The sequence below is a fragment of the Bradyrhizobium sp. ISRA436 genome (assembly GCF_029910015.1).
GTDB lineage: Bacteria > Pseudomonadota > Alphaproteobacteria > Rhizobiales > Xanthobacteraceae > Bradyrhizobium.
Genome location: NZ_CP094519.1, coordinates 1,990,905 through 2,016,088, shown reverse-complemented (window position 1 = coordinate 2,016,088; position 25,184 = coordinate 1,990,905). Strand labels below are relative to the sequence as shown.

24 protein-coding genes and 1 other RNA gene are annotated in these 25,184 nt (G+C 64.5%); 9 read left to right on the top strand and 16 right to left on the bottom strand.

Going from position 1 to position 25,184, the window contains the following annotated elements:
- Positions 1-346: 346 nt before the first annotated feature.
- Positions 347-1,276 carry a tRNA (adenosine(37)-N6)-dimethylallyltransferase MiaA gene (gene miaA / locus MTX23_RS09525; protein ID WP_280978023.1) on the bottom strand — a complete coding sequence of 310 codons (930 nt, stop codon included), beginning with the start codon at positions 1,274-1,276 and terminating at the stop codon, positions 347-349.
- On the opposite strand from miaA, the gene serB reads away from it, so the two are divergent.
- Positions 1,275-2,180, top strand: coding sequence for a phosphoserine phosphatase SerB (gene serB, locus MTX23_RS09520; RefSeq protein WP_280976376.1), 906 nt, complete (start codon positions 1,275-1,277; stop codon positions 2,178-2,180). The two genes, miaA and serB, sit on opposite strands and share 2 nt — an antisense overlap.
- Before the next feature lie 122 nt (positions 2,181-2,302).
- On the opposite strand, the gene MTX23_RS09515 is transcribed toward serB, so the two are convergent.
- From MTX23_RS09515 to MTX23_RS09485, 7 genes are all read right to left on the bottom strand, one after another.
- Positions 2,303-3,799, bottom strand: a complete 1,497-nt coding sequence (locus tag MTX23_RS09515) for a Do family serine endopeptidase (RefSeq protein WP_280976375.1) — start codon at positions 3,797-3,799, stop codon at positions 2,303-2,305.
- A 271-nt stretch (positions 3,800-4,070) separates the two neighbouring features.
- Positions 4,071-4,271: a DUF2065 domain-containing protein gene (locus MTX23_RS09510; protein ID WP_280976374.1), complete on the bottom strand. Its 201-nt coding sequence runs from the start codon at positions 4,269-4,271 to the stop codon at positions 4,071-4,073.
- A gap of 77 nt (positions 4,272-4,348) precedes the next feature.
- Positions 4,349-5,254: a protease modulator HflC gene (locus MTX23_RS09505; RefSeq protein WP_280976373.1), complete on the bottom strand. Its 906-nt coding sequence runs from the start codon at positions 5,252-5,254 to the stop codon at positions 4,349-4,351.
- A complete protein-coding gene (gene hflK, locus MTX23_RS09500; protein WP_280976372.1) occupies positions 5,251-6,390 on the bottom strand; it encodes an FtsH protease activity modulator HflK in 1,140 nt (379 codons plus the stop codon). The genes MTX23_RS09505 and hflK overlap by 4 nt, the downstream gene beginning before the upstream one ends.
- 145 nt (positions 6,391-6,535) lie before the next feature.
- Positions 6,536-7,048, bottom strand: coding sequence for a dihydrofolate reductase (locus MTX23_RS09495; RefSeq protein WP_280976371.1), 513 nt, complete (start codon positions 7,046-7,048; stop codon positions 6,536-6,538).
- Entirely contained in the window at positions 7,048-7,533 is a 486-nt protein-coding gene (locus MTX23_RS09490) for a GNAT family N-acetyltransferase (protein ID WP_280976370.1), read from the bottom strand. Before MTX23_RS09490 ends, MTX23_RS09495 begins: the two co-directional genes overlap by 1 nt.
- An 8-nt stretch (positions 7,534-7,541) precedes the next feature.
- On the bottom strand, positions 7,542-8,336 hold the full coding sequence (locus tag MTX23_RS09485) for a thymidylate synthase (RefSeq protein WP_280976369.1): 795 nt from the start codon (positions 8,334-8,336) through the stop codon (positions 7,542-7,544).
- A 144-nt stretch (positions 8,337-8,480) separates the two neighbouring features.
- Between MTX23_RS09485 and MTX23_RS09480 the strand changes: the two genes are divergently transcribed.
- A protein-coding gene (locus MTX23_RS09480) for an IS5 family transposase (protein ID WP_280972083.1) occupies positions 8,481-9,241 on the top strand; the annotation gives its coding sequence in 2 pieces (ribosomal slippage) (positions 8,481-8,814 and positions 8,814-9,241; 762 coding nt in all).
- A 187-nt stretch (positions 9,242-9,428) separates the two neighbouring features.
- On the opposite strand, the gene MTX23_RS09475 is transcribed toward MTX23_RS09480, so the two are convergent.
- The 5 genes from MTX23_RS09475 to MTX23_RS09455 all read right to left on the bottom strand — a co-directional run bounded on the left by MTX23_RS09475 (position 9,429) and on the right by MTX23_RS09455 (position 13,812).
- On the bottom strand, positions 9,429-10,430 hold the full coding sequence (locus MTX23_RS09475; RefSeq protein ID WP_280976368.1) for a tripartite tricarboxylate transporter substrate-binding protein: 1,002 nt from the start codon (positions 10,428-10,430) through the stop codon (positions 9,429-9,431).
- A 132-nt stretch (positions 10,431-10,562) separates the two neighbouring features.
- Positions 10,563-12,077: a tripartite tricarboxylate transporter permease gene (locus MTX23_RS09470; RefSeq protein WP_280976367.1), complete on the bottom strand. Its 1,515-nt coding sequence runs from the start codon at positions 12,075-12,077 to the stop codon at positions 10,563-10,565.
- A gap of 7 nt (positions 12,078-12,084) precedes the next feature.
- Positions 12,085-12,585 carry a tripartite tricarboxylate transporter TctB family protein gene (locus MTX23_RS09465; RefSeq protein WP_280976366.1) on the bottom strand — a complete coding sequence of 167 codons (501 nt, stop codon included), beginning with the start codon at positions 12,583-12,585 and terminating at the stop codon, positions 12,085-12,087.
- 85 nt (positions 12,586-12,670) lie between these two features.
- Positions 12,671-13,204, bottom strand: a complete 534-nt coding sequence (locus tag MTX23_RS09460) for a chromate transporter (protein WP_280976365.1) — start codon at positions 13,202-13,204, stop codon at positions 12,671-12,673.
- Positions 13,201-13,812 carry a chromate transporter gene (locus MTX23_RS09455; RefSeq protein ID WP_280976364.1) on the bottom strand — a complete coding sequence of 204 codons (612 nt, stop codon included), beginning with the start codon at positions 13,810-13,812 and terminating at the stop codon, positions 13,201-13,203. The genes MTX23_RS09460 and MTX23_RS09455 overlap by 4 nt, the downstream gene beginning before the upstream one ends.
- 77 nt (positions 13,813-13,889) lie before the next feature.
- Here MTX23_RS09455 and ssrA point away from each other — a divergent pair.
- The 6 genes from ssrA (at position 13,890) to MTX23_RS09425 (ending at position 17,683) form a co-directional block, all read left to right on the top strand.
- Positions 13,890-14,244, top strand: a transfer-messenger RNA (tmRNA) gene (gene ssrA / locus MTX23_RS09450).
- A gap of 147 nt (positions 14,245-14,391) precedes the next feature.
- Positions 14,392-14,922 (top strand): ClpXP protease specificity-enhancing factor SspB, encoded by a 531-nt coding sequence (locus tag MTX23_RS09445; RefSeq protein WP_280976363.1) that lies wholly within the window; start codon positions 14,392-14,394, stop codon positions 14,920-14,922.
- A gap of 177 nt (positions 14,923-15,099) precedes the next feature.
- Positions 15,100-16,515 carry a class II fumarate hydratase gene (gene fumC / locus MTX23_RS09440; RefSeq protein ID WP_280976362.1) on the top strand — a complete coding sequence of 472 codons (1,416 nt, stop codon included), beginning with the start codon at positions 15,100-15,102 and terminating at the stop codon, positions 16,513-16,515.
- Between the two features lie 280 nt (positions 16,516-16,795).
- Positions 16,796-16,984, top strand: a complete 189-nt coding sequence (locus tag MTX23_RS09435; RefSeq protein WP_280976361.1) for a DUF4169 family protein — start codon at positions 16,796-16,798, stop codon at positions 16,982-16,984.
- The gene (locus tag MTX23_RS09430) at positions 16,981-17,256 is read left to right on the top strand and encodes a ribbon-helix-helix domain-containing protein (protein ID WP_066499077.1); all 276 of its coding nucleotides are present in this window, start codon (positions 16,981-16,983) and stop codon (positions 17,254-17,256) included. The genes MTX23_RS09435 and MTX23_RS09430 overlap by 4 nt, the downstream gene beginning before the upstream one ends.
- A 76-nt stretch (positions 17,257-17,332) precedes the next feature.
- Complete coding sequence (locus MTX23_RS09425; RefSeq protein WP_280976360.1) at positions 17,333-17,683, top strand: VOC family protein; 351 nt, start codon at positions 17,333-17,335, stop codon at positions 17,681-17,683.
- Positions 17,684-17,927: 244 nt separating this feature from the next.
- Here the strand turns inward: MTX23_RS09425 and MTX23_RS09420 are convergent, their stop codons facing one another.
- A complete protein-coding gene (locus MTX23_RS09420) occupies positions 17,928-21,629 on the bottom strand; it encodes an AsmA-like C-terminal region-containing protein (protein ID WP_280976359.1) in 3,702 nt (1,233 codons plus the stop codon).
- A 202-nt stretch (positions 21,630-21,831) separates the two neighbouring features.
- Entirely contained in the window at positions 21,832-23,064 is a 1,233-nt protein-coding gene (locus tag MTX23_RS09415) for a cytochrome P450 (RefSeq protein ID WP_280978021.1), read from the bottom strand.
- A 159-nt stretch (positions 23,065-23,223) separates the two neighbouring features.
- On the opposite strand from MTX23_RS09415, the gene MTX23_RS09410 reads away from it, so the two are divergent.
- Entirely contained in the window at positions 23,224-23,835 is a 612-nt protein-coding gene (locus MTX23_RS09410) for a TetR/AcrR family transcriptional regulator (protein ID WP_280976358.1), read from the top strand.
- 6 nt (positions 23,836-23,841) lie between these two features.
- Here the strand turns inward: MTX23_RS09410 and MTX23_RS09405 are convergent, their stop codons facing one another.
- Positions 23,842-25,134 (bottom strand): MFS transporter, encoded by a 1,293-nt coding sequence (locus MTX23_RS09405; protein ID WP_280976356.1) that lies wholly within the window; start codon positions 25,132-25,134, stop codon positions 23,842-23,844.
- Positions 25,135-25,184 lie beyond the last annotated feature (50 nt).

Genomic DNA, 25,184 nt, shown 5'->3' with positions numbered 1-25,184 from the left:
ATCCCCGGCGGTGTGCCTGGGTACGACGGCGATAAGGAGTTTGGTAATAATGTTGCGCACTGGACGGCTCGACCTTCCCAAAGGTTGCGCGAACATAACGACCAAAGCCTGAATGTCAAGGCAAGGCAGATACTTTCGCGATTTTGGGAGTGTAACGAGGTTCCGCCCGTTCGGCGAGTATTTTTGCGCGGCGAAACACGCATGGCAGACGGGCGCCGGATCAAAAGCGAGGGAGCCGTAGCCCGATTGAGCGCAGAGCAATCCGGGTCATCTGGCTCGATCGACCATCCCGGATTCCGTGGAGCCTGTCATCGAGCGCGTTCCGCGACCCGTTGGCTCCTCCAGGCTACAGGCCGGCGTTCGCCAGCCACTGTTGCGCCGCCTCCGGCGCCACCCAGGCGAATTCCGGAAGCTGGTGGCGAAACCAGGTGAACTGGCGCTTGGCGTAATGGCGGGTGTCGGCCCGGCCGATCTCGGCGGCCTCCTCCCGGCTGATCTCCCCCTTCAGGTGTCGGATCAGCACCGGCACGCCATGGGCCTTCATGGCCGGCAACAACGGATCGAGCCCGCGGGCGGCCAGCGCAGCGACCTCGTCGAGCGCGCCGGAATCGAGCATCACGTCGAACCGCGCATCGATCCGCGCGTAGAGGCTCTCCCGCTCCGGCGCGAGAAACAGCGCGCGGAATTCACCCGGCGGCAGCAGTGGCGGCAGGCCCTCGCGGTGCCAGTCGGGCAGCGGCCGCCCGGTCGCCTCGACCACCTCGAGCGCGCGCGCGATACGGGTGCGATCGCGCGGCTTCAGACGCGCGGCGGACACCGGATCGCGCTGCGCCAGCTCGGCATGCAGCGCCTCGACGCCGTCGCGCTCCAGCCGCGCGCGGACATTTTCGCGCGCCGCGGCCGGGATCGGCGGCACCGCCGAGAGACCCTGTGTCAAGGCCTTGAAATACAGCCCCGAGCCGCCGACGAAGATCGGCAGCCGGCCCTGCGTGCGCGCCTCGCCGAGCACCTTCGCCGCATCGCTGACCCAGGCGCCGGCGGAGAAATTCACGCCGGCATCGACATGCCCGTAAAGCCGATGCGGAACCTGCGCCTCCTCCTCGGCCGTCGGCCGCGCCGTGATAATGCTGAGGTCGCGATAGACCTGCATGGAGTCGGTGTTGATCACGACCCCGCCGGTTTTTTGCGCAAGCTCGAGGGCCAGCGCCGACTTGCCGCTGGCGGTCGGCCCTGCGATAAGCACGGCCTTGTCCAACAATCCCGAATGCGCCTGCATGTCCCTCGTTGCCACGCTGATCTGCAATCCCGCAAGCCCCGCACTCGACTCCACCATCGTTGACGGCGCGCGGGCCGTATTGCCCTCTCCGGGCCCGGCGCAATGGCTGTTCAACGAGGTCGCGGTCGACATTCCCTTCGAGAGCCAAGACACCGGCAAGGACGACATCAAGGCGATCGAAGCCTGCCTGCGCGAGGCGCGCGGCGACCTGCCGATCGACATTGTCGTGCAGCCTCGGATCGCCCGGCGCAAGAAGCTTTTTCTGGCCGACATGGATTCCACCATGATCGGGCAGGAATGCATCGACGAGCTCGCCGACTTCGCCGGCCTGAAGGCCCATGTGGCCGCGATCACCGAGCGCGCCATGCGCGGCGAGATCGAGTTCGAATCGGCGCTGCGCGAGCGCGTGGCGCTGCTCAAGGGCCTGCCAGTCAGCGTGGTCGACGAGGTGCTGGAGAAGCGCATCACGCTGACGCCGGGCGGCCGCGCCGTCGTCATGACCATGCGCGCGCATGGCGCCTACACCTGCCTGATCTCGGGCGGCTTCACGCTGTTCACGAGCGTGGTCGCCGCCAGGATCGGCTTCCAGGAGAACCGCGCCAACCAGCTACGGGTCGAGGATGGCAAGCTGACCGGCGAGGTGATCGAGCCGATCCTCGGCCGCGCCACCAAGCTCGCCACGCTAGTCGAGCTGATGGAATCCTTCGATCTCGATGACATCGATACGCTGGTGGTCGGCGACGGCGCCAACGATCTCGGAATGATCCAGGCCGCGGGTCTCGGGGTCGCCTACCACGCCAAGCCGGCGGTGGCAGCCGCCGCGGCGGCGCGGATCGATCATGGCGACCTCACCGCGCTGCTCTATGCGCAGGGGTATCGTCGCGACGAGTTCGTCGAGGGATAGCTCTCAAGACACCGTCATGCCCGGGGCTTGACCCGGGCATCCATCCACCTTCGTTTGCAGAGTCTTGTTCGCCAATGGATTGCCGGGTCAAGCCCGGCAATGACGCAGTGTGCGGAACAGCCCTACTGCACGCTCAGCGCGACGAAGCGCAGCTCACCGTCACCGTTGGAGACGAGCAGCAGCACCGACTTCTTGCCGTCCTTCTTCAGCTTCTCGACCCGGCTCTTGATGTCGGCAGCGCTGGAGACGGCTTCCTGTGCCACCTCGACGATGACGTCGCCGGCCGACAGGCGCTTGTCGGCGGCATCGGAGGCGCCGTCGACGCCGGTGATGATGACGCCCTTCACGCTATCCTTGATCTTGTACTTGCTGCGCAGGTCCTTGCTCAGCGCCGCCAGGTCGAGGCCCAGCGCCTTCTGCGTCACCGGCTTCTCGGCCGTGTCGTCCTTGGGCTTGGCATTCACCTGCTGAACCTTGTCGGTGTCCTCGAGGCGGCCGAGGGTGACCTTGCGGGTCTCCTCATTGCCCTTGCGGATGATGACGACGTCGACCTCCTTGCCGACCGTGGTGTCGGCAACGATGCGCGACAGATCCTTGGGATCCTTCACGTCCTTGCCGTCGAACTTGACGACGACGTCGCCCGGCTCGATACCCGCCGGCTTGGCCGGGCCCTTGTCGTCGACGCCGGCGACCAGCGCGCCACGCGCCGGCTTGATGTTGAGGCTGTCGGCGATTTCGTCGGTGACCTGCTGGATGCGCACACCGAGCCAGCCGCGACGCAGCTCGCCATATTTCTCCAGCTGGTCGACGACGCCGGCCACCGTCTTCGACGGCACCGCGAAGCCGAGACCGATGGAACCGCCGGTCGGCGAGATGATCAGCGTGTTGACGCCGATCACTTCGCCATCGAGGTTGAACAGCGGACCGCCGGAGTTGCCGCGGTTGATGGCGGCGTCGGTCTGGATGTAGCTGTCATACGGCCCCTGGCTGATGTCGCGGTTCTTCGCCGAGACGATGCCCGCGGTCACCGTGCCGCCGAGGCTGAACGGGTTGCCGATCGCGACCACCCAGTCGCCGAGGCGGATCTTGTCGCTGTCGCCGAACTTGACTGCGGTGAGTGGCTTCGGCGGCTTGAACCTCAGGACCGCAAGGTCGGTCTTCTTGTCGACGCCGACTATCTCGGCCTTGACCTTGGTGCCGTCGTTAAGAATGACGTTGATCTCGTCGGCATCGGCGATGACGTGGTTGTTGGTGACGACGATGCCCGACGTATCGACGATGAAGCCGGAGCCGAGCGAGTTGGTCTTGCGCGGCTGGAACTCGCCACCCTTGTCGCCGCCCTTGCCGCCCGGTCCGCGGCGGTTCTTGAAGAAGTCGTCGAAGAACTCCTCGAACGGCGAGCCCGGCGGCAGTTGCGGCATCGCGCCGCCCTTGGCCTCGATCGTCTGCGAGGTCGAGATGTTGACGACAGCATCGATCACCTTCTCGGCGATGTCGGCAATGCCTTCGGGACCGCGCGCGAACGCCGGCACGGAGCTCAGCATGCTTGCAGCACCGATCGAGATCGCGGCCCCCATCAGGCGGAGGCGGCGGCTCAGGGCTGGTGTGGCAGCGGTCATGTCGGAAGCTCTCCAGGAAAACGGGTCAAAATCGTTGGTCACAGACTGCGCCTGAACAGGCGCGCGGCGCAAGCATCTCAGCTTGCCATTTCGGCGAAAAACCGGATGCAGGAGGCTCACGATTGCGTAGAGCTTGGTTGTCATTCGTTGTCATTCCGGGACGGTCCGACGGGCGAGACCAGGCGCGCAATTACGCTCTTGAGGAGTCCCGAAGTTCCCCGATCCGCATTTGCGGTCGTGCTTCGGATATCCTGGAAGGATGATTGACGCTTTATCGGCGCACCAGCCAGATCAGGATCAGCCCGCCGACCGCCGAGCCGATGCCGACGGCCCGCAGGATATTGTCGGGCGTGTCCAGCGCGCTCTTCATGGCCCGGCGCATCCAGGCCGGACTTGCGGCAAACAGGATGCCTTCAAGCACGAACAGGATTCCCAACCCGATGAGGAAGTCGCCGAACGCTATGGACCTCATCGGATCGCAGCCTCCCGCTTCATGCTTGTTTTTCTATGATGGCGGCGACGCGTCACTCGCATCGCAGCCTTGTGGCGTTACTGTTTCGGCGCGGCGGCCGCCGCCTCAGGCGGCTTGCCGTTCGCGCTGCCGAAGTACTTGAAGAATTCCGAATCCGGCCGCAACAGGAAACGCGTGTCGCTGGAACGCAGGCCATTCTCATAGGCCGTCATCGAGCGATAGAACGCGAAGAAGTCCCGATCCTTGCCGTAGGCTTCGGCGAACAGGCGGTTGCGCTCGGCATCGCCGGCGCCGCGCGTCTGCTCGGCGGTCGAATTGGCCTCGGCGACGATCACAGTTGCCTCGCGATCCGCCTTGGAGCGGATCTCCTGTCCCTTCTGCGCGCCCTGGGCGCGGAACTCGGCCGCCTCGCGCTGGCGCTCCGTCTGCATGCGCTGATAGACCGCCTGGCTGTTCTGCTCCGGCAGATCGGCGCGGCGGATGCGCACGTCGACAACCTGGATACCGTAACCGTCGGCCTCCTTGTCCAGCTGCTCGCGGATCCGCGACATCAGCTTCTCACGCTCGTCGCGGACCACCGCGATGAAGTTGACTTCGCCGAGCACGCGGCGCAGCGACGCGTTCAACAGCGTGGTGAGCTGCAGGTTGGCCGCCTGGATCGAGCCGACGCTGGTGTAGAAGCGCAGCGCGTCCTTGATGCGGTAGCGGGCGAAGGCATCGACCACCAGCCGCTTCTGGTCCGACGCGATGACTTCCTGCGACGGGTTTTCAAGATCGAGGATGCGCTTGTCGATCGAGATGACGCTGTCGGTGAACGGAACCTTGAAGTTCAGACCGGGCTCGGTGATGACGGCGACCGGCCTGCCGAACCGGACCACGAGAGCCTGCTCGGTCTGCTGCACGGTGAACATCGAGCTATAGGCAACGATTATCACGACGAACAGGACAATTAGGGCCACAATGCCCGCAACGGGGGACCTCATCGCGAGCCTCCCTGCTGCTGCCCGGTCGTGGCCGGCGCTGCCGGGCGCCGCGTCGTCAGTTCACCGAGGGGAAGATAGGGCACAATGTTCTGGCCCTTGCCGCCGTCGTAAACCAGCTTATCCGCGCCACCGAGCACGTGCTCCATGGTTTCCAGATAGATGCGTTCGCGCGTCACTTCGGGGGCCTTCTTGTACTCTTCATAGACTTTCAGGAAGCGCGCGCTCTGGCCTCTGGCCTCGGCGACCGCCTGCTCCTTGTAACCTTCGGCAGCCTGGATGATCTGCGCGGCACGGCCGCGTGCCTCGGGCACGACGCGGTTGGCGTAGGTTTGCGCCTCGTTCTGCGCGCGCTCGAGATCGGCGCGCGCCGCCTGCACATCGCGGAATGAATCGATGACCTGTGCCGGCGGGTCAACCTTCTGCATCTGCACCTGTGCAATCTGGATGCCGGCACCGTAGGTGTCGAGCGTCTTCTGCATCAGCTCCTGCACGGTTGTTTCGGTCTGAGTCCGCGCGCCGGTGAGGATCGGCTGAATCTCGGAGCGGCCGATCACCTCGCGCATCGCGCTTTCGGCAACCGCCTTCACGGTGCCCTCGGGGTTCTGGATGTTGAACAGGAATGCGCCGGCCCCGCCCGGCTTGATGCGCCACAGCACGGTGAAATCGACGTCGACGATGTTCTCGTCGCCGGTCAGCATCAGGCTCTCCTCCGGCACGTCGCGCATGGTGCGGCCGCGCCGGGCAGGATCGTCGATCAAGGTCATGCCGATCGAGGTCGTGTTCACGCGCAGCGCCTTCGGCAGCAGCACGGTCTCGATCGGATACGGCAGGTGATATCTAAGGCCCGGCTGTGCATCGCGCACATACTTGCCGAAACGCAGCACCACGCCGAGTTCTTCGGACTGAACACGGAAGATGCCGGTCGCGAACCAGATCGCCAGCACGGCAGCCAGGATCAGCGCGATGCCGACGCCGCTGAAATGCCCGCCGGGCAGCCATTGCTGCAGCCGGTCCTGGCCGCGGCGCAGCAGGTCCTCAAGATCCGGCGGCCTTGGCCCGACCGACTGCGGACCCGAGCCCCATGGCCCTTTCGGACCCGAGCCCCACGGACCCCCGCCCTGATTTTTCCACGGCATCAAATATCTCCTCGGCAAGTCCGGACGGCGACGCCCGGGCTCGAATGTCCGGCCCGGTTATAGGGGACCGTCGGGGCCCTTACAACGCAAGCTTCCTGGCGGGACGAGCTATGCCCCGGGGCACAATTGTCAATGCAAACATTGGTTAACGTCGGCCGCGCCGACGATATGTCACATAGGAGAAGTCGGCGCTGTCCTCCGGCCCTGCCGGATTTCGCACACGCGCGACCTCTTCCCACTCCTTCGCGTCAATGATGTCAAGCCGCGTGTCGCCCTCGGGCCTGGCGTGGACTTCGGTGATCTCGAGGCGATCGGCGACATCCATCCACTGCGCATAGATCTCGGCGCCGCCGATGACGGCGATCTCAGTGGCCGAACGCCGCAGCGCGTCGCCATGAGCAACGCCGCGGGCGTTCTCGAACGATGTCGTCACGACGGCCCCTCGTGCCTGGTAATGGGCATCGCGCGTCATCACGATGTTGGTCCGTCCCGGAAGCGGCCTGCGCAACGATTCAAATGTCTTGCGCCCCATGACCACCGGCTTGTTCAGGGTCATCGCCTTGAAACGTTGCTGGTCGGATTTCAGCCGCCACGGAATTGCGTTGTCGCGCCCGATCACGCCGTTCTCGGCGACCGCAACGACGAGCACGATCTCCATCAACGTGCTCCCTTCGCCAGCGCCGCGAGCGCCGTATCGGAGACGCGGCAAATAGTCCATTCGTCCATCAGCTCGGCACCAAGCGATTTGTAGAATGCGATCGACGGCGCGTTCCAGTCGAGCACCGCCCATTGCAGGCGTGACCAGCCGTTGGCGAGACACTCCTTCGCGAGGTGCACGAGCAATGCCTTGCCGATCCCCTTGCCGCGCAGTGCCGGCCGCACGAACAGATCCTCCAGATAGATGCCGTGGCTGCCGGCAAAGGTGGAGAAATTGACGAACCAGACCGCGAAGCCGGCGGGCTCGCCGTTCCATTGCGCGATGTCGCAGAACAACCGCGGATTGGGGCCGAACAGCGCGGCGTCAATGTCGGCCTCGCTGGCGCGAACCTCGTGCAGCAGCTTTTCGTACTCGGCGAGCTCGCGGACCAGCGAGAAGACCAGTCCGGCCTCATCAGGCCGCGCGCGGCGGATGGCGAGAGACATTCAATGCCTCACACCGCGACTTCGGCCTTGATGTGCGGATGCGGGTCGTAACCTTCGAGTTTGAAGTCCTCGTAACGGAACGCGAAGATGTCCTTCACGTCGGGATTGATCCTCATCGTCGGCAGCGGCCGCGTCGGCCGCGTCAGCTGCAGGCGCGCCTGCTCGATATGGTTCGAGTAGAGGTGCGCATCGCCGAGCGAATGCACGAAGTCGCCGGGCTTCAGGCCGGTCACCTGCGCGACCATCATGGTCAGCAGCGCGTAGGAAGCGATGTTGAAGGGCACGCCGAGGAAGACGTCGCCGGAGCGCTGATAGAGCTGGCACGACAATTTGCCGCCCGCGACATAGAACTGGAACAGGCAGTGGCACGGCGGCAGCGCCATCTTGTCCACCTCGGCCGGATTCCAGGCGCTGACGATCAGCCGGCGCGAGTCCGGGTTGCGCTTGATCATCTCGATGACGTTGGCAATCTGGTCGATGCTGCGTCCGTCCGGCGCGGGCCACGACCGCCACTGCGAGCCATAGACCGGGCCGAGATCGCCATTGGCGTCGGCCCATTCGTCCCAGATGGTGACGCCGTTGTCGTTGAGATATTTGATGTTGGTGTCGCCGGCGAGGAACCACAACAGCTCGTGCACGATCGCCTTCAGCGGCAGCCGCTTGGTGGTCAGCATCGGGAAACCGGCCGACAGGTTGAAGCGCATCTGGTGGCCGAAGATCGACAGCGTACCGGTGCCGGTGCGGTCGTGCTTCTTCGCGCCATCGGCGAGGATGCGTTCGAGCAAGTCGTGATACTGGTTCATGGCGTCTGTTTCGGGCCCTTCAGAGCGTTTTCAAGCGAAGTGGATACCGGTTCGCGTAAAGAAAACGCGTCAAAGCTAGGGTCTGTACCTAATTAGCGATTTCTGATTCCCTCGCGTTGGATTGATTCGGCACGGGGGAGTTAGGTGCGCAAGGGGCTGTTCTGGCTGAACGACAAGCAGTGGGCTCAGATTAAGCCGCATCTGCCAACGAACCAGACTGGCCCGGCGCGCGATGACGATCGACGCATTATCAGCGGTATCATTCACATGCTTCAGTGCGGCGCACGCTGGCGCGATTGTCCGCCCGACTATGGTCCTTACACGACGATCTACAATCGCTTTAATCGCTGGGCCAAGCGCGGACATTGGCAGGCGATCTTTGAAGCGCTCGCCCGCTGCGGAAAGGATGGCGTGACTTTGTCCATCGATTCCACCTCGATCAAAGCGCATCGCTCGGCGAGCGGCGGAAAAGGGGGGAGCATGAACAGGCGATCGGCTCCTCGCGCGGCGGGCGGACCACGAAAATCCACGCGCTGAGCGACCCTGATTGCAGACCTTGCGCATTTCATCTCACTCCAGGCCAGGACGCAGATATTGCCGCCGCGCCGGCCCTTTTGGAACTCGCGCCACCCATGTCTGCCCTCATCGGCGACAAAGGATACGACGGCGACGGCTTTCGCGCCGAAATCGTCGATCGTGGTGCCAAGCCCGTCATTCCAAACAAATCCAACAGGGTCATCCTCCACAGCTTCAACAAACGCGCCTATAAGGGACGCAACGTCATCGAGCGCTGTTTCTGCCGCCTCAAGGACTTCAGGCGTGTCGCAACTCGCTACGACAAACTTGCCAGAAACTTCTTGGCTGCCGTGCACCTCGCCGCCATCGTCGCCTATTGGATCAATTGAGTCTGAACCCTAGGATCTGGAGCCCTGTTCCGATTCAATCGGAACGGAAAGGCTCCAGGAAGCGGCGAATTTAGCGGCCGAGGCCGCCGATCGACACGCCGATTCGGCTGATTGCACCGATTATACCCCGAAAAATGAGCACCTCCCCGGCAAACGACAAGGGGCGGAACCAGTGTTCCGCCCCACCCTATCCGCTTGATTGTGCTGGTTTAAGTGCCGGCTTGAGGACCGGCGTCCACTTCGCGATCTCGCTCTTTACCAGGGTTGCCAGCGCCTCCGGCGTGCGGTTGGCGGGCGCCGGGATCACGCTGCCGAGCTCGAGCAGCCGCTTGCGCACCGCCTCGTCGTCGAGCGCCTTGGTGGCCACCGCGCTCAGCGTGGCGATGACTGACGGCGGCGTCCCCTTCGGCGCGAAGATCGCGTTCCATGCCTGGGCCTGGTAGGCCGGCAGACCGGCTTCGGCCGTGGTCGGCACGTTAGGCAGCGACGGGTTGCGCTCGGGCGTGGCGATTGCATAGGCCTTGATGGTGCCGGCGTTGATCTGCGGCACCGCGTTGACGATCTGGTCGCACATATAGTCGACCTGGCCCGCCACCAGCGCATTCATCGCCGGACCGGTGCCGTTGAAGGGAACTCCGACCGGCTTGACGTCGAGGATCGAGTTCAGCAGTTCGCACGACGCGTGCGAGACCGAGCCGACGCCGGCATGCGCCGCGTTGACCTTCTCGGCGTTGGCTTTCACGTAAGCCACGAATTCCTTGAGGTCCTTCGGCGGAAAATCCTTGCGCGCAAGGATCAGGATCGGCGTGCCGGCAAGCAGCGCGACCGGCTCGAAATCCTTCTCCGGATGATAGGCGAGTTTCGGATAGAGCGGCACCGAGGCGGCGTGCGTGCCCATGTGCCCGGTGATCAGCGTGTAGCCGTCATTGGCGGCGCGCGCGGCGCGCGTGGTGGCCGTGGTGCCGCCGGCGCCGACCACGTTCTCGATGACGATGCTCTGCCCGAGCGTCTGCGCCATGTTGGCGGTGACGATGCGCGAGATGACGTCGGTCGGACCGCCGGCCGCGAACGGCACGATCATGGTGATGGTGCGCGTCGGGTAATTCTGCGCCGAGGCGGGCGCGGCGACCACGCATAGCGAGGCGAACGCGGCAAGGCATGCGCCCGCGAGCGAGCGAATGGACATCATCTCGAATCCCCCTTGGAACGTCCAAGCAACAAAAATGCCGGCCCGATCGGGCCGGCATTTCCATTTCATGAAGCTGCAGCGAAAGTCTACTCGACTTCCGCCTGCGGCGCGCGGACGCAGGCCGACCTGCGATCAGCTCTCCGATTCCACGAACACCTCGTCGCGCTTGGCGCGCAGCGTCGGCAGCACCGCGAGCACCAGGAGACCGCCTGCGATCGCGAGCAGCACCGCCGACAGCGGCCGCGACACGAATACGCTCCAGTCGCCGCGCGAGATCAGAAGTGCGCGACGCAGGTTCTCCTCCATCAGTGGTCCGAGCACCATGCCGAGCAGAAGCGGCGCCGGCTCGAAATCGTGCTTGATCAGCCAGTAGCCCACCAGGCCGAACACGCCTGCCAGAATGACGTCGACCGGCGCGTTGTTCACGGAATAGATGCCGATCGAGCAGAAGATTACGATCGACGGGAACATCAGCCGATACGGCACGCGCAGCAGGCGGACCCAGATGCCGACCAGCGGCAGGTTGATGATGATCAGCATCAGATTGCCGATCCACATCGAGGCTATCATGCCCCAGACCAGATCGGGCTGCTTCTGCATCACCTGCGGGCCCGGCACGATGCCATGAATGGTCATCGCGCCGACCATCAGCGCCATCACCGCATTCGGCGGAATGCCGAGCGTGAGCAGCGGGATGAACGAGGTCTGCGCCGCGGCATTGTTGGCGCTCTCCGGCGCCGCCACGCCCTCGATCGCGCCGCGACCGAAGCGTGACGGATTCTTCGCAAGCTTCTTCTCCAGCGTATAGGCTGCGAACGAGGCGATCACGGCGCCGCCGCCCGGCAGAATGCCGAGGATCGACCCGAGCACGGTGCCGCGGAGGATTGCAGGCGTGGAATCTGAAATGTCCTTTCGCGTCGGCATCAACCCGGTGATCTTCTGCTGCACCAGATTGCGGTTCATCTCGGCGCCATGGTCGAGATTGCGGATGATCTCCGCGAAGCCGAACACGCCCATCGCCACCGTGGCGAAGCCGAGACCGTCGGCAAGCTCGGGAATGTTGAACGCCATCCGCGAGGCGCCGGTCTCGATGTCGGATCCCACCATCGAAAGCAGCAGACCGAACACGATCATCGCGATCGCCTTCAGCACCGAGCCCTTGGCGAGCACGACCGCGAAGATCAGGCCGAGCACCATCAGTGAGAAATATTCGGCCGGACCGAACGCCAGTGCGAGCTTGGTCAGCGGCGCGCCCAACACCGCGATCAGCACCGTGGCAACGCAGCCGGCAAAGAACGAGCCGATCGCGGCGATCGCGAGCGCCGGGCCGGCACGGCCCTGCTTAGCCATCTGATGGCCGTCGAGCGCGGTGACGACGGAGGTCGCTTCACCGGGAATATTGACCAGGATCGAGGTGGTCGAGCCGCCATATTGGGCGCCGTAATAGATGCCGGCGAGCATGATCAGCGCGCCGACCGGCGGCAGGCCGAACGTGATCGGCAGCAGCATCGCGACCGTCGCGATAGTTCCGATGCCCGGCAGCACGCCGACGAGCGTGCCGACCAGCGCGCCGATCAGGCACATCAGGAGGTTGATCGGCGAGAAGGCGACGGCGAAGCCGTGTGCGAGATTGGCAAAGAGTTCCATCACGTCCTCACTGGATCAGGAAGCGCGGGAACATCGGCATCGGCAGTCCCAGCACGTAAGGGAAAAGCAGCGCGCAGCCGAGCGTCAGGCACGCGCCGACGATGATGGCCTCGAGCCACTTCGTCTCATGCGAGCCGAGCGCCGCGATCAGGAAGCTCGAGAAGGCCGAGACGACAAGCCCGAGCGGCCTGATCGCCATGGCGAAGAACAGGATCGACAGCGCCACGAACAGCGGTCCGCGCCAGGAATAGGCTGCGATGGCCGGCCCCTCCTTGACGATTCCCATCAACGCAACGCCGGCCCCAAGCAGCAACAGCAGCACCGCGAAGATGCGCGGCGCCGTGCCGGCACCGAACGAGAAGCCGTGCATGCCCTGCAGATCGCTGGACGCCCACAGCGCAAACACGGCGAGCGCCATCAGGGCGATGCCGCCGACAAAGTCCTGCGGTCCACGCACCCATTTCGGCAAAATGGATTTGACTGGCGCCTGGCTCGGCGTGTCACTCATGATTTCGCTCCCCCGGCAGGGTTTTCCCGCCCGATCTGATTGGATGGCTTGTGTTGCTGACCCGACGCCTTGCTAGCGATTTTCATCAGACAACGCCAGCAAAACCAAAAATGCCGCCAACAAGCAATATCCAGAGCGGATTGACCCGTGTCGCGAAGGCAAGCGCGGCTGCGACAATCGTGATCAGGGCAGCGATCCAACTTTGGTCTGATGTCTGCGCCACGATCAGTCCGCTCGCCGCCATCAGCCCGATCGACAGCGGAACCAACGCCGCCTGCAGGATCGCGGGCCAGCTCGAATGACGCGATCGTTCGAGGAAACGGCTCACATAATAAGCAAGCAGTGCGGTCGGTCCGCACATCGCAACGGTCGCGGCCAATGCTCCGGCGACCCCTGCGACAGAATAGCCTATCAGCGTCACGATCAGCACGTTCGGTCCCGGCGACAATTGCGAGATCGCGAAGACATCAGTGAACTGCTTGTCGGTCATCCAGTGATGCACGTCGACCGCGGCACGATGCATTTCCGGAATCGCCGAATTGGCGCCGCCGACCGCAAACAGCGACATCAGACCGAAGGTCCAGAGCAGCGTTGCGGTCGGATTGGGATCTGCGCTCATGCCTTCACCCTGCGGCGCGTCAGGATCGTGATCGCAAGACTGAGCGGAATCGCGACCAGCAGCACGCTCTGCATCGGCCATCGGATCAGCCCGATCGCAGCGAACACCGCGGCCATGACGATGAGGCCGACGACGTCGCGCCGCCTGAGCAGCGGCATCATCATCTTGAAGACGACCGCGAACAGCAGTCCGACGGCCGCGCAGGACACGCCGGCCAGCGTGCGGCGCAGTGCATCGATCTCGCCGTAGCGCGCATAAAGTGCGGCGAGGACGGTCGCGATCACGAGCGGCGGGCCGACCAGACCGGCGAAGGCGGCGAGCCCGCCCGCGATGCCGCGAAACCGCGAGCCGAACACCACCGACAGGTTGACGATGTTCGGACCGGGAAGGAAATGGCAGAGCGCGAAGGTCTCGTTGAATTCCTCCGCCGTCATCCAACGGTGCTGCTCGACGATGCCCCGCCGGGCCCAGACCAGCACCCCGCCAAAGCCGGCGAGCGACATTTTGGCAAAGGCAAGGAACAGCTCGAGCAGGCCGGGCTCGCTGGGCTGACACGGCTGAGAAGCGTCCGGCGCCGGGGCGGCGACCGGAGAGGAATCCGGAGGCATGGCCGAAATCTAGAACGGCGTCCGGACGCCGGCCAACCCCAATCTGGCCGGTTTTCACACCTGAACGGCCTGAATCGCCTCTGTTTTTCTCCGCCCCCGCCGCCTATATTGGGGGTGCCGGTTCGCCGGCTATGGAAATAAATGACCGTCGCAATAAACCATTCGGACCCGGGGGCGGTACCCGGCGCCTCCACCAAAGTCCATCGTCAGGTGGCTTTTGGCGGGGGCGAAATAGGATCGACGAGGGCGTAAAGGGCGTGTTTTTTCTCGGTATGGTTCCGCCGACATCGGGCCATTGCAATAGTTGCCAACGACAACTTTGCTCCGGTTGCTCAGGCTGCGTAACGCAGTTTGAAAGACCATCTTAAAGTCCTAGTGGGTTAAGCTCCGCTAGGCGGGGTCCGGAGGCACCTGGCAACAGAAGCCTCCACTTCATTTTTGGCCGCGTGTTTCCGCACGCATTATCAAGTGCCCCCTGCTGATTTCCGGCTCCCGGCGGGGTAGCATGGCCCCAAGAGGGCGAGTCGGACGGCTCCACTCCCCTTGAGAGCGGCGATTTTCGAAAGCGACAGGATTACCATGGCGACCGATCACATCCGATATGACGTGCTGGCGCGGGATGCGCTGCGCGGGGTGCTGCGCCAGGTCCTGGCCGACGCCGCCGAACATGGCCTGCCGGGCGAGCACCATTTCTACATCACCTTCCTGTCGACCGCCGCCGGGGTGAAGCTCTCGCCGCGGCTGCTCGCGCAATATCCGGAGGAGATGACCATCATCCTGCAGCACCAGTTCTGGGACCTGGTGGTGACGGAGGATCGGTTCGAGGTCGGCCTGTCGTTCGGCGGAATCCCCGAGCGGCTGACCGTGCCCTTCGCCGCCGTGACACGCTTCCTCGATCCGTCCGCGCCGTTCGACCTGCAGTTCGACGCCTCGGATGCGGTGGCCGAAGCCGCTCCATCCCAGCTGCCGGCCGCGCCGCCGGTGAGCCCCGTTCCTGCACAACCTGCCCGCGTAGCGGCCGACACCAATGCGGCCGAGACCGAGGAAGAGCCGACGAAGCCCAGCGAAGGCGCCGAGGTGGTGCGGCTCGATCGTTTCCGCAAGAAATAATCTAGACACAGACCGATCCTCGACCTTGTAGGATGCTTGCGAAGACCGGGATGACGGATCGTCATCACGGATTATCTTCAGCATGAGCATGACCTCGCGCCGATGCTTCGCGTCATCGCGCGCGAAGGCCGGCGCCGACTGCCGGCTCATGCGCTGACGACGTAACGGAAAGCATCCATGGCCCGATCGACCACGCAATCCAAGGCAACCACCCGCAGCGAGACCGACAGCTTCGGTCCGATCGATGTTCCTGCCGACCGCTACTGGGGCGCGCAGACCGAACGCTCGCGGCAGAATTTCAGGATCGGCCACGACCGGATGCCGATTGCGATTGTCCATGCGCTCGGCATCGTCAAGCTCGCGGCGGCGATGACCAATCGCGAGCTCGGCCTGCTCGATGCGCGACGCGCCGGCGCCATCATCCGCGCCGCCAAGGAGGTCATCGAGAGCAAGCTCGACGATCATTTCCCGCTGGTGGTCTGGCAGACCGGCTCGGGCACGCAGACCAACATGAACCTCAACGAGGTGATCGCCAATCGCGCCAACCAGATGCTCGGCGGCGAGCTCGGCGCCAAGAAGCCGATCCATCCGAACGATCACGTCAACATGAGCCAGTCGTCGAATGATTCATTCCCGACCGCGATGCACATCGCGGCCGCGACGCGGATCGTCGCCGACCTGATTCCTGCGCTGACCGAACTGCATCGCGAGTTGCGCAAGAAGGAGAAGGCGTTCGCCAGGATCGTCAAGATCGGACGCACGCACACCCAGGACGCAACGCCGCTGACGCTCGGCCAGGAATTCTCCGGCTACGCTGCACAGGTCGAGAGCGGCATCGCGCGACTGCGCGTGGCGGTGAGGGATTTGTTTCCGCTGGCGCAGGGCGGCACCGCCGTCGGTACCGGGCTGAACTCGAAGCCGAAATTCGCCAGGACCTTTGCCGGGCATGTCGCCAAGATCACCAGGCTGCCGTTCACCAGTGCCGCTAACAAGTTCGAGGCGCTGGCCTCGAACGACGCTTATGTGCTGGTGCACGGCGCGATCAATTCGGTGGCGACCGGCCTGTTCAAGATCGCCAACGACATCCGCTTCCTCGGATCGGGCCCGCGCTCGGGTCTCGGCGAATTGATCCTTCCCGAGAACGAGCCGGGCTCGTCGATCATGCCGGGCAAGGTGAACCCGACCCAGTGCGAGGCGGTGACCATGGTCTGCTGCCAGGTGTTCGGCAATGAGACCGCGATCACGATCGCCGGCAGCCAGGGGCATTTCGAGCTAAACGTGTACAAGCCCATTTTGGCATATTGTATGATGAATTCCATTCAATTGCTGTCCGACGTCGTTCGTTCGTTTACCGAGCATTGCGTTGTCGGCATACGCGCAGACGAAAAGCGCATCAGCGAATTGATGCAGCGTTCGCTGATGCTGGTGACGGCGCTCGCGCCGAAGATCGGCTACGACAACGCGGCCAAGGTCGCGAAGGCCGCGCATGCGCGCGGAACGACGTTGAAGGAAGAAGCCCTGCGGCTTGGCTTTGTATCTGCAGATGAATTTGATCGCCTCGTACAGCCGGACAAAATGACACATCCGGGGTGAGTGAGCGGCGATGAGCCCGGGGAATTACGGCCGGCGCGCGTGATATAATTATGAATCATAACGCCTAAAGACTAAGGCGGGTGATCTATCAGCTCTGCGCTGACGCATGGTACAGCAGACAGACGTCAAGTTTTCGCAGAGCGAAACCGATTCTTTGGTGCTATCACGAAGCATCAAAACGGGGATTCTGGATGGATATCGAGCCAGGCGCACAGCGCGACCACTCTTGCTTTCGTCACGATGCATCACCAATTCGGATGAAGGGACGATGAGGACGAGCATGGGCGACGTGGTCAACTTGAAACGATTCAGGAAGCGCAACGAGCGCGAACAAGCAGCAAAGCAGGCCGACGCCAACCGTGCGCTATTTGGCCGCACCAAGGCCGAACGCGCGCGCGACGAGTTTCTCACCGAGCGCAGTGCGCGCCTGTTCGATCAGCATCACATCGATGGCGGAGAAGCGTCATGAAATCTCCCGTCGTCAAGCGTTCGATCGTCGTTGCCGGACACAAGACCAGCGTTAGCCTCGAAGAGGCGTTCTGGAACGGCATGAAGGAGATTTCCGGTCTTCGTAACATGACGCTGTCGGAACTGGTCGGCGAGATCGACAGCAATCGCCAGCAGGGCAACCTTTCCTCGGCGATCCGTCTCTTCGTGCTGGATTATTTCCGCTCGCGCGCCACGCCGGCCGTGCCGGCCGATGTCAGGCCGCAGCAGGTCGATACGCGCCAGCAGGCGTGATCATTTCGCTGGCCTCCGCGGCCGGATCGCTGCCATGCTATCAAGCAGGCGATCCTGTCACGGCGCGGACACCAGCATGAAAGTCAAACGCATCGTCGCCAACATTGCCGCCACCGACGTGGCGGCAGCGGGACGATTCTATCGGGATATCCTCGGGCTCGAGCCGCTGATGGATTTCGGTTGGATTGCGACCCACGGCTCATCCGAAACGATGCAGGCTCAAATCAGCATCGCATCCGAAGGCGGCTCCGGCACGCCGGTGCCCGATCTCTCGATCGAGGTCGACGATCTCGACGAGGCGCTTCGTCGCGTGACGGCGGCCCACATCAGGATCGACTATGGACCGGCGGACGAGCCATGGGGTGTGCGGCGCTTCTTCGTCCGCGATCCATTCGGCCGGCTGGTCAATATTCTCCAGCACCGTTGATAGGCCGGAGCGCAGGCGGAGGCCGGGTCGCGTGATGAAACGCGTGAAGCTCCAGCGCTTCGCGACGGATTCAAACCAGAACCGAAACCACCTACAGCATGATCCGGACCCGGAGGACCGCGTTAGCGCAAAGTGTGAAGCGGTTTCCCCTCGCGACAAACGTGGAGCGTTTGCGCGGACACCATGCTCAAACTCAAACAAAGAGATGAGATCGTGATGCGATTCAATCTAATCGCATCATGATCTAGTTCTGCATCGCTGGCCGCGGCGGCGGATTGGCGACCTGTGGCGTCAGCGACAATGGCGGCCGCAGCTTCGGCTTCGCCGTGCCGGGCGGCGGCTTGACCTCGATTGGCGGCGGCAGCGGCGCGACCTGCGACTGGCTTGCGATCGGCGCTGGCGGCGCAACAGTAGGCGCCGTGGCGGCCGGCGGACGCGGCGGCGCCACGATCTTCGGCTTCGGGGCCAGCAGGCGGCGCGGATCGCGACCGGGCAGCGGCACATCCGCAGGGGACAACGCCGCCGGATTGGCATTCGGCGCATCGGGCGAAGGTATGGCAGGTTGCGGAATCGCCGACGGCACGGAATCTGGTAACGGTGGCGGGTCGCCGCGCTCGATTGCGTCGAGCCGCCGCGTCTCGCGATCGATCGCACGCACCGCAAGCCAGGACGACAACGCCGCGATGTCGACGCTGCGCGTCAGTCCGTCGGGTGTGCCCACCGCAAGCAACTGGATTTCCGGACGGCTGTTGGCGGTGCCGATTTGCGTCGAAGCCAGCGCGGCGCGGATGTCGGCCTGATCGGCCGGAATGTCGTAGCCTCCCGATACGGTGGCATTGGCGCCACTGGCCGCGAGCGTGGTGGCGCCGACGCGGATGCGGCCGTCACGGATATTGAACGGAATTTGCGCTGACGCGATCGGCAGCGCGCCGCCCGCGAGCACCGGCTCGACGATCTGCTTCAGCCGCGCATCGTCGGTCGCCTGCCCGCTGTCGCTGGCGCGGATCGCGACATCGAACGCCCGCGGATCGAGGCCTGGGAGGCTCATCCCCTCCAGCGTCACGGTGCCGCTGCCGGAGAGCGCACCCATCAGCGCCGAGGTGCTGCGGCCCTGCGTCAACAGCGTCATCTGCATCGAGGCACGGCCCTTCGGCATCGCAAGATTGCGATAACGCAGCGCCGAGCCGTCGACGTTCGAGAGCTGAACGTTCGCGTTCAACGCCAGTCCGTTGACTCCCTGCCGCGCATCGATGCTGGCGGTCGCCTCGCCGCCGCCGATCTTGCCCTTGATGCGGTCGAAGGTCAGCGACTGTCCGTCGGACCTGAGCGTGCCGCTCACCGGCTGAAGCTCGGCGCCACCGAACAGCACGCCGCGCAACGCCTCGAACGTCACCTTGCCGCGCCAGCCCTTGGTCAATCCTGTGCCGAGCGGCGCCGTCGCATCATGGCCCGCGGCGCCGATTGCAGTCGCAAAGATCGGCGCCAGCGTGATCCGATCGAGACCGAGCTCGCCCTCGACGCTCTTCTCGTCGGCGAGCGTCAATGCGAGATGCCCGCGCAACCGCGAACCCGCAACGATGCTGTCGAGATCGTCAAAGGTCAGCTTGTCGCCGACAAGGCTCACCCGCGACGACAGGCGGATGTTTGCGGCCTGATCTGATGATTTCAGATCGAGCAGCGGACTGATGTCGGCGCTGCGAACGCGGAGGCTGAGGTTCGATTTGGCATCCTTCGCCCACGGCTCCGCGGTCCCCTCCGCATCCGCATCGAGTCCCGCGCCCCACAGCCTGGCCTTCACCCGCAACGGCGCACGCCACGCGCCGCTCACCGTGCCCTCGAACTGCGCAGGGCCGGCGCCGGCCGCAATCGCATGGTCAAGTCCAAGCAGCGCCAGCAGGGCGCTACCCTCGCCGGCCGAAAATTTGGCCTCGGCGGCAATGTCGCTGCGACCGAGCACATTGAGATCCAGCCCGCGGATCGCAGCGACCGGTGGCGTCGCCGATATCACCGTGCGCCCCTTGACCTGCGGCGCTTCGAGATCGAGCGTCGCCTGCGCGGTGGTGCGGTCGGCAGCCTGTCCTTTGCCCTTGCCGAGATCGAGCGCAAGCTTCGCGCGGACCGGCCCGGCATCCGCCCGGAGCAAGCCGAGCCGCGCGGCAAGCGACGGCGCGAATGGCTGAACCATCGCGGCAATCCGGCCGAGCGACGCAGCCGTGGCATCGATCGCCAGCTTGCCGGTCGAATTGACCCGGTCGAAGTTGCCGCTGCTGTCCAGCGTGACGTTGTCGGCTTGGCCGATCTTCAGGCGTTCAAGCACGATGTCCTTGGGGCTGTAGGCGATCTTCGCCAGCAGCGGCCGGAATTCCTGGCCTGCGGAGATGGCGCGCCCGACGTCGAGCGACAACCGTGCCTCGTCGGGCCATTCGGCCTGCGGCCCGAGCAGCGAACGGACGAAGGCCGCGGTCGCATCGAAATCGAGCCGGTCCGCCTTCAACTGCGCCTCGACCCTCGATCCCTTGGTCGCCTCGCGATGCGAGACTGCGACGCGGCCTTCGAGGGTACCACCCTCGAGCTCCGCCCTCATCGCATCGATCGCAAAGCCGGCGGGCGACACCGAGACGTCGCCGCGCAACCGCAACGGTTTCTGGCTGCGATAGGCGATGTCGCCACGCCCCTGCAGCCAGACCATTAGCGCATCGGGATCGGACGATTCGATATCGAGCGCGGTCTTGAAGCCGTTCGGCGTGCCGCTTTGCGCGCTGCCGCCGCTCATCGAGACCCGTGTCGATCCCGGCGCGCGGAACTCCAGGCGGCGCACCATCCAGGATTTCGTGTCCGACTGCAGCTCTGCCGAAACGTCCTGCAAGGGACGGCCGCCGAGCATGATCTGCTCGGATGCCAGCTCGATCTGCGCCGGAATCGGGCTTTGCGTAAGGCCCGAGAAGACCGCGCGCAATGTCGGCAACACGCGCGCCGGCTCTGCATTGCTGTCACTGGCGTCCTTGGCGACGAACTTGTCGGCGTCGAGTTGCCGCGCCGAGAGCGAGGCACGCAGCAGCGGCTCGGCGCCAAAGCGGACATCGCCGCTGCCTGCAAGCTTCAGCGCACGGTCTTCCGCGCCATAGCTCACCTCGACCTGATCGAGGCGTGCGGCCGAATGGTCGGCCCTCACCTTGCCCGCGATCCGCCACGGCGGCTCATCACTTCGGCCACGCTGGCTCGGCGCGCTCGCCAGCGCCACGGTCCCCTCGAACCGCGGTGCGCGCGCCTCGAAGGTGAGAACGCCATCGAGATCGGCCGACAGCGGCCGCTGGCCAGGATCGATGCCGACGTGCAGGCGGGTGCCGTTGCCGTCAGGCAACGGTCCCGAAGAAACCCGGAATGGATAGCGGTTTCCGCCGAACATGAAATTGCCGTCGCCGCGGATCGAACCGGCAAGCGAGCGGACATCGCCGCTGAAGGCAATATCGCTCAGCTCGAGCGTGCTGCGGCTCGCCGCATCATGCAGCGCAATGCGGCCAGTGAGGTTGAGACGGTCGATCGCGAGCGATGCCAGATTGAAGGTCCCGCTCGATACCGGCCAATCGATCCGCCCTTTCGGATCGAGCCCGAGATCGAGCGACACGCCGTTGATGGTGAGCTCGGTCGCGCGCCATTCGCCGCGCATCAGGGAGCTCAGGCTGAACTCGACGTCGAGCTTGCCGGCGCGGACCTTGCCGAGATCATTGGCGCCGCCGACGGTGACGTTGTTCAATCGTAGCGACGGCGCCGGCAGCAGGCGCGCGTCAAGGTCGCCGGCCACGCGAACCGGCGCGCCGATGATCTTCGTCGCCTCCTCCTCGAACTGCGGCCTGAACTGGTTCCAGTCGACGAAATATGGACCGACCAGCGCGGCCACCAGTGCAAGAATGACTGCGATTGCCAGGCCGAGCAGCGTCGTCTGCACGGTGTCTCCCTTTGAGCCCGCTCCGCTGGCGGCCTACCCATGCCGAACCTGACCCGGAGCAGCCCAATATATAGAGGCAAGTATGGCGAAGTCACAGCGCCTTTGCTGCTGCGACTGCAAGCCGGAGGCGGTTCTCCGCTCAACAGCGCGTGCGCCCCCTGCGGTTGCGGCGGGACCGACACCCGCCGCAAAAAGCGAGAAATCACCAGCTCGCAGGCAGCCGCTTCAGCCCGCGCAGCACGAAGGTCGGCCGCCATTCCGGATTTTCCGCGTCATCGAGCCGCAGGTCGGGAATCCGGCGCAGCAGGGTCAAGATCGCGACCTCGGCCTCGATCCGCGCCAGCTGAGCGCCGAGGCAAAAATGGATGCCACCGCCGAACGACAGCGGCTTGACGTTAGGCCGCTGGATGTCGAGCCGTTCCGGATGATCGGGATAGACCGCCGGATCGTGATTGGCCGAACCGAGCAGGCACAGCACGCTCTCGCCCTTCGGGATGCGCTTGCCGCCGAGATCCTCGATATCCTCGAGCGCAACGCGGCCGGTCAGTTGCACAGAGGAGTCGTAGCGCAGGAACTCCTCGATCGCATTGGTGATCAGGCCCGGATTGGCCTTGAGCAGCGCGAGCTGGTCCGGGTTGCGATGCAGCGCCAGCAGGCCATTGCCGATCAGGTTCACCGTGGTCTCGTGGCCGGCGCCGAACAGCAGGATGATGTTGGCGGTGAGCTCTTCGTTGGTCAGCTTCTGGCCGTCCTCCTCGGCCTGCACGAGCTGCGTGATGAGGTCGTCGCCGGGCTGCTTGCGGCGCAGCTCGAAGAGCTGGTGGAAGTACATCGCCGCCATCACGTTGCCGGCGTTGCCCTGCTTGATCTCCTCAGCCGAGAGTGGAACCGGATCCAGCAGGCGACCGCCGTCACGCGAGCTCTTGTAGAAGGTCTCGCGATGCTCCTCGGGAATTCCCAGCATGTCGCAGATGATCGTCACCGGCAGGCGGAAAGCGAAATCCTCGATCAGATCCATCTTCCCCTGCGGGATGATGCGGTCGAGCGTCTCGTTGACGATTTGCTGGATGCGCGGCCGCATGTCCTCGACCCGGCGCGCAGTAAAGGCCTTCACGACGAGGCCGCGCAGGCGGGTGTGATCGGGCGGGTCCTGCTGCAGCATCCAGTGGCTCATGCTGCGGAAGACCGGTTCCTCCATGATCTTCGGGCCATAGCGGCGGATCGTGCGGTCGACGTAGTCCTTGCCGAAGCGCTTGTCGCGCAGCACGAGGCTCACCTCGGCGTGGCGGCTGGCGACGAAGGCGCCGTGCGCGTTGACGTGCATGGGGTCCATGATCCGCAGCTGCTCGTAGTGCGGATAGGGGTTGCGGATGAATTCGGGCGCCAGTGGATTGAAGAGCGGTTCGCTGCGCGCCGACTGAACGTGCTCGTTCATGGTGACCTCGTTCGCTTGCCGCGCCAGCGTCAGCACCGTGGCGCGCCTTGGTGTCATCCTCCGGGCCAGACCATCGCGGCCTGGCAACTTGATGTTATCTTATCGAATGCAACTCGATACACTCTTGTATCGAGTTGCATTCTGCCCTAAACTGCACCGATGTCAAGGGTTCGAACCAGACCGACACGCGACAACACCTGCGAGAAGCTGTTCGAGGCAGCGGCGCAGGTGTTCGAGGAACAGGGAATTGGCGGCGCCAGCATCGAGGCGATCGCGGCGGCAGCCGGTTTCACGCGCGGCGCGTTTTATTCGAACTTCAAGAGCAAGGATGAATTGATCATCGCGATGCTCGAGGATCACGTCGAGCAATCGATCCGGCGCAATCTCGACCTGCTGACCAGGCACAGGACACTTCCGGACTTCCTCGAGGCGCTCAGGACGATGGATCGCAGCCGGCAGGATCCGCTCGGCCGCTCGCCGCTCCTGCACATGGAGATGATCCTGTTCGTGGCGCGCGCCGAAAAGCGCCGGCCCGAGCTCGCCAAGCGCCTGCGCGCGCGGCGCAAGCTGATCGCCGACATCGTCACGACCACACTGAAGAACTCTGGGCGGAACGGCGCGATCAACCCGGAATGGACCGGCGCGATCGTGCTGGCGCTGGAAGACGGGTTCCGCCTGCACCGGTTGATCGATCCGGAGACCACGCCGGCGGACAGTTGCCTGCGCGCGATCATCGATCTGCAGCGCGCGATCGGCATCTCGCCTAGCTAATCCTGCTCAAGCCCCGCTTGCGATCTTGTGCAACTGTCCCGCGACGGCGCGCACCTTGCCGGGCGCAGCCTGCCAGATCGCGATCGCCGACAGCAGGCTCATCGCGATCCCGAGCGTGAAGCCGGCCGTATAGCTGCCCGAGAGATCGTAGAGCTGCCCGGTCGCCCACGGTCCCGCGGCCCCGCCGGCCAATGCGGCGAGCATGATGGTGCCGAAGATGCTGCCGTAATGCTTGCCCTGGAAGATCTCCAGCACTACCGGCCCCATCACGGAGGTGAGGCCGTAACCCAGTGCCCCCTGCGTGAAGACCATGAGATAGATCAGCGGCATGGCCGGCCAATATCGTAGCGCGACCAGCGCGGCAAAGCAGATCACGAAGCCGAAGCAGGAGATCGCCCACACCCATTCGCGCCCGATGCGATCGGACAAATGCCCGAGCCAGATCTGGCCGGGAATGCCGAGCAGGCTGACGACGCCGAGCGCCCAGACTCCGACGCTGGAGCTGAAGCCGATGTCGAGCAGGAACTTGGTCTGGTGTACCTGCACCGCGTACCAGATGTACAGGCCACAGAAATAACCGACCGCGATCCACCAGAACCGCGCGGTGCGCAGTGCGCGAGGCAACGTCCAATCGGTGCCGGCCCAGACCGGATCGACGATGTTCGATGCCGGCTTGGCCGAGGTCGCGGTCGGCGCGGCATCGCCCTCCGGCCGCAGCCCGATATCCTCGGGCCGCTTGTGCAGCAACAGGTTGATCGGGGCGAGCACGACCAGCACCAGGATCCCCATCGCCGTACAGGCTGTGCGCCAGCCGGTCTGCTCGATCATGTGCTGCACCCATGGCAGCAGCGTCACCGAACCGATGCCGACGCCGGCGAAGGCCAACCCGATCGCCAGACCGCGGCGCCGGATGAACCAGTTCGGTACGAACAGCGACTGACCGGAATAGCCGAGGCAGACGCTGCCGGCACCGACCAGTACGCCGATCGTGAGATAGAGATGCCAGGGCTGCGTGGTCAGCGGCGCGAGCAACAACCCGGAGCCCATCAACGCGACGCCAAGCTCCATCACCGCGCGCGGCCCGCGACGGTCCATCATCCGCCCGATCAGCGGGCTTGCGATGCCCGACGCGACGAAGCCGAACGAAAACGCACCGGCCGTAACGCCGCGCTCCCAGCCGAACTCGCTGATGATCGGAGGATAGAACAGCGAGAACGCGGTGCGCGCGTTGACGCCGATCGCCATGGTGACGAAGGTCACCGCGACGATGATCCAGCCGTAGAAGAAGGGAAGTCGCATTGCAGTCTCTTATCCCGCGATCTGGTGACAAGATGTCGCGGCGTTTGAAA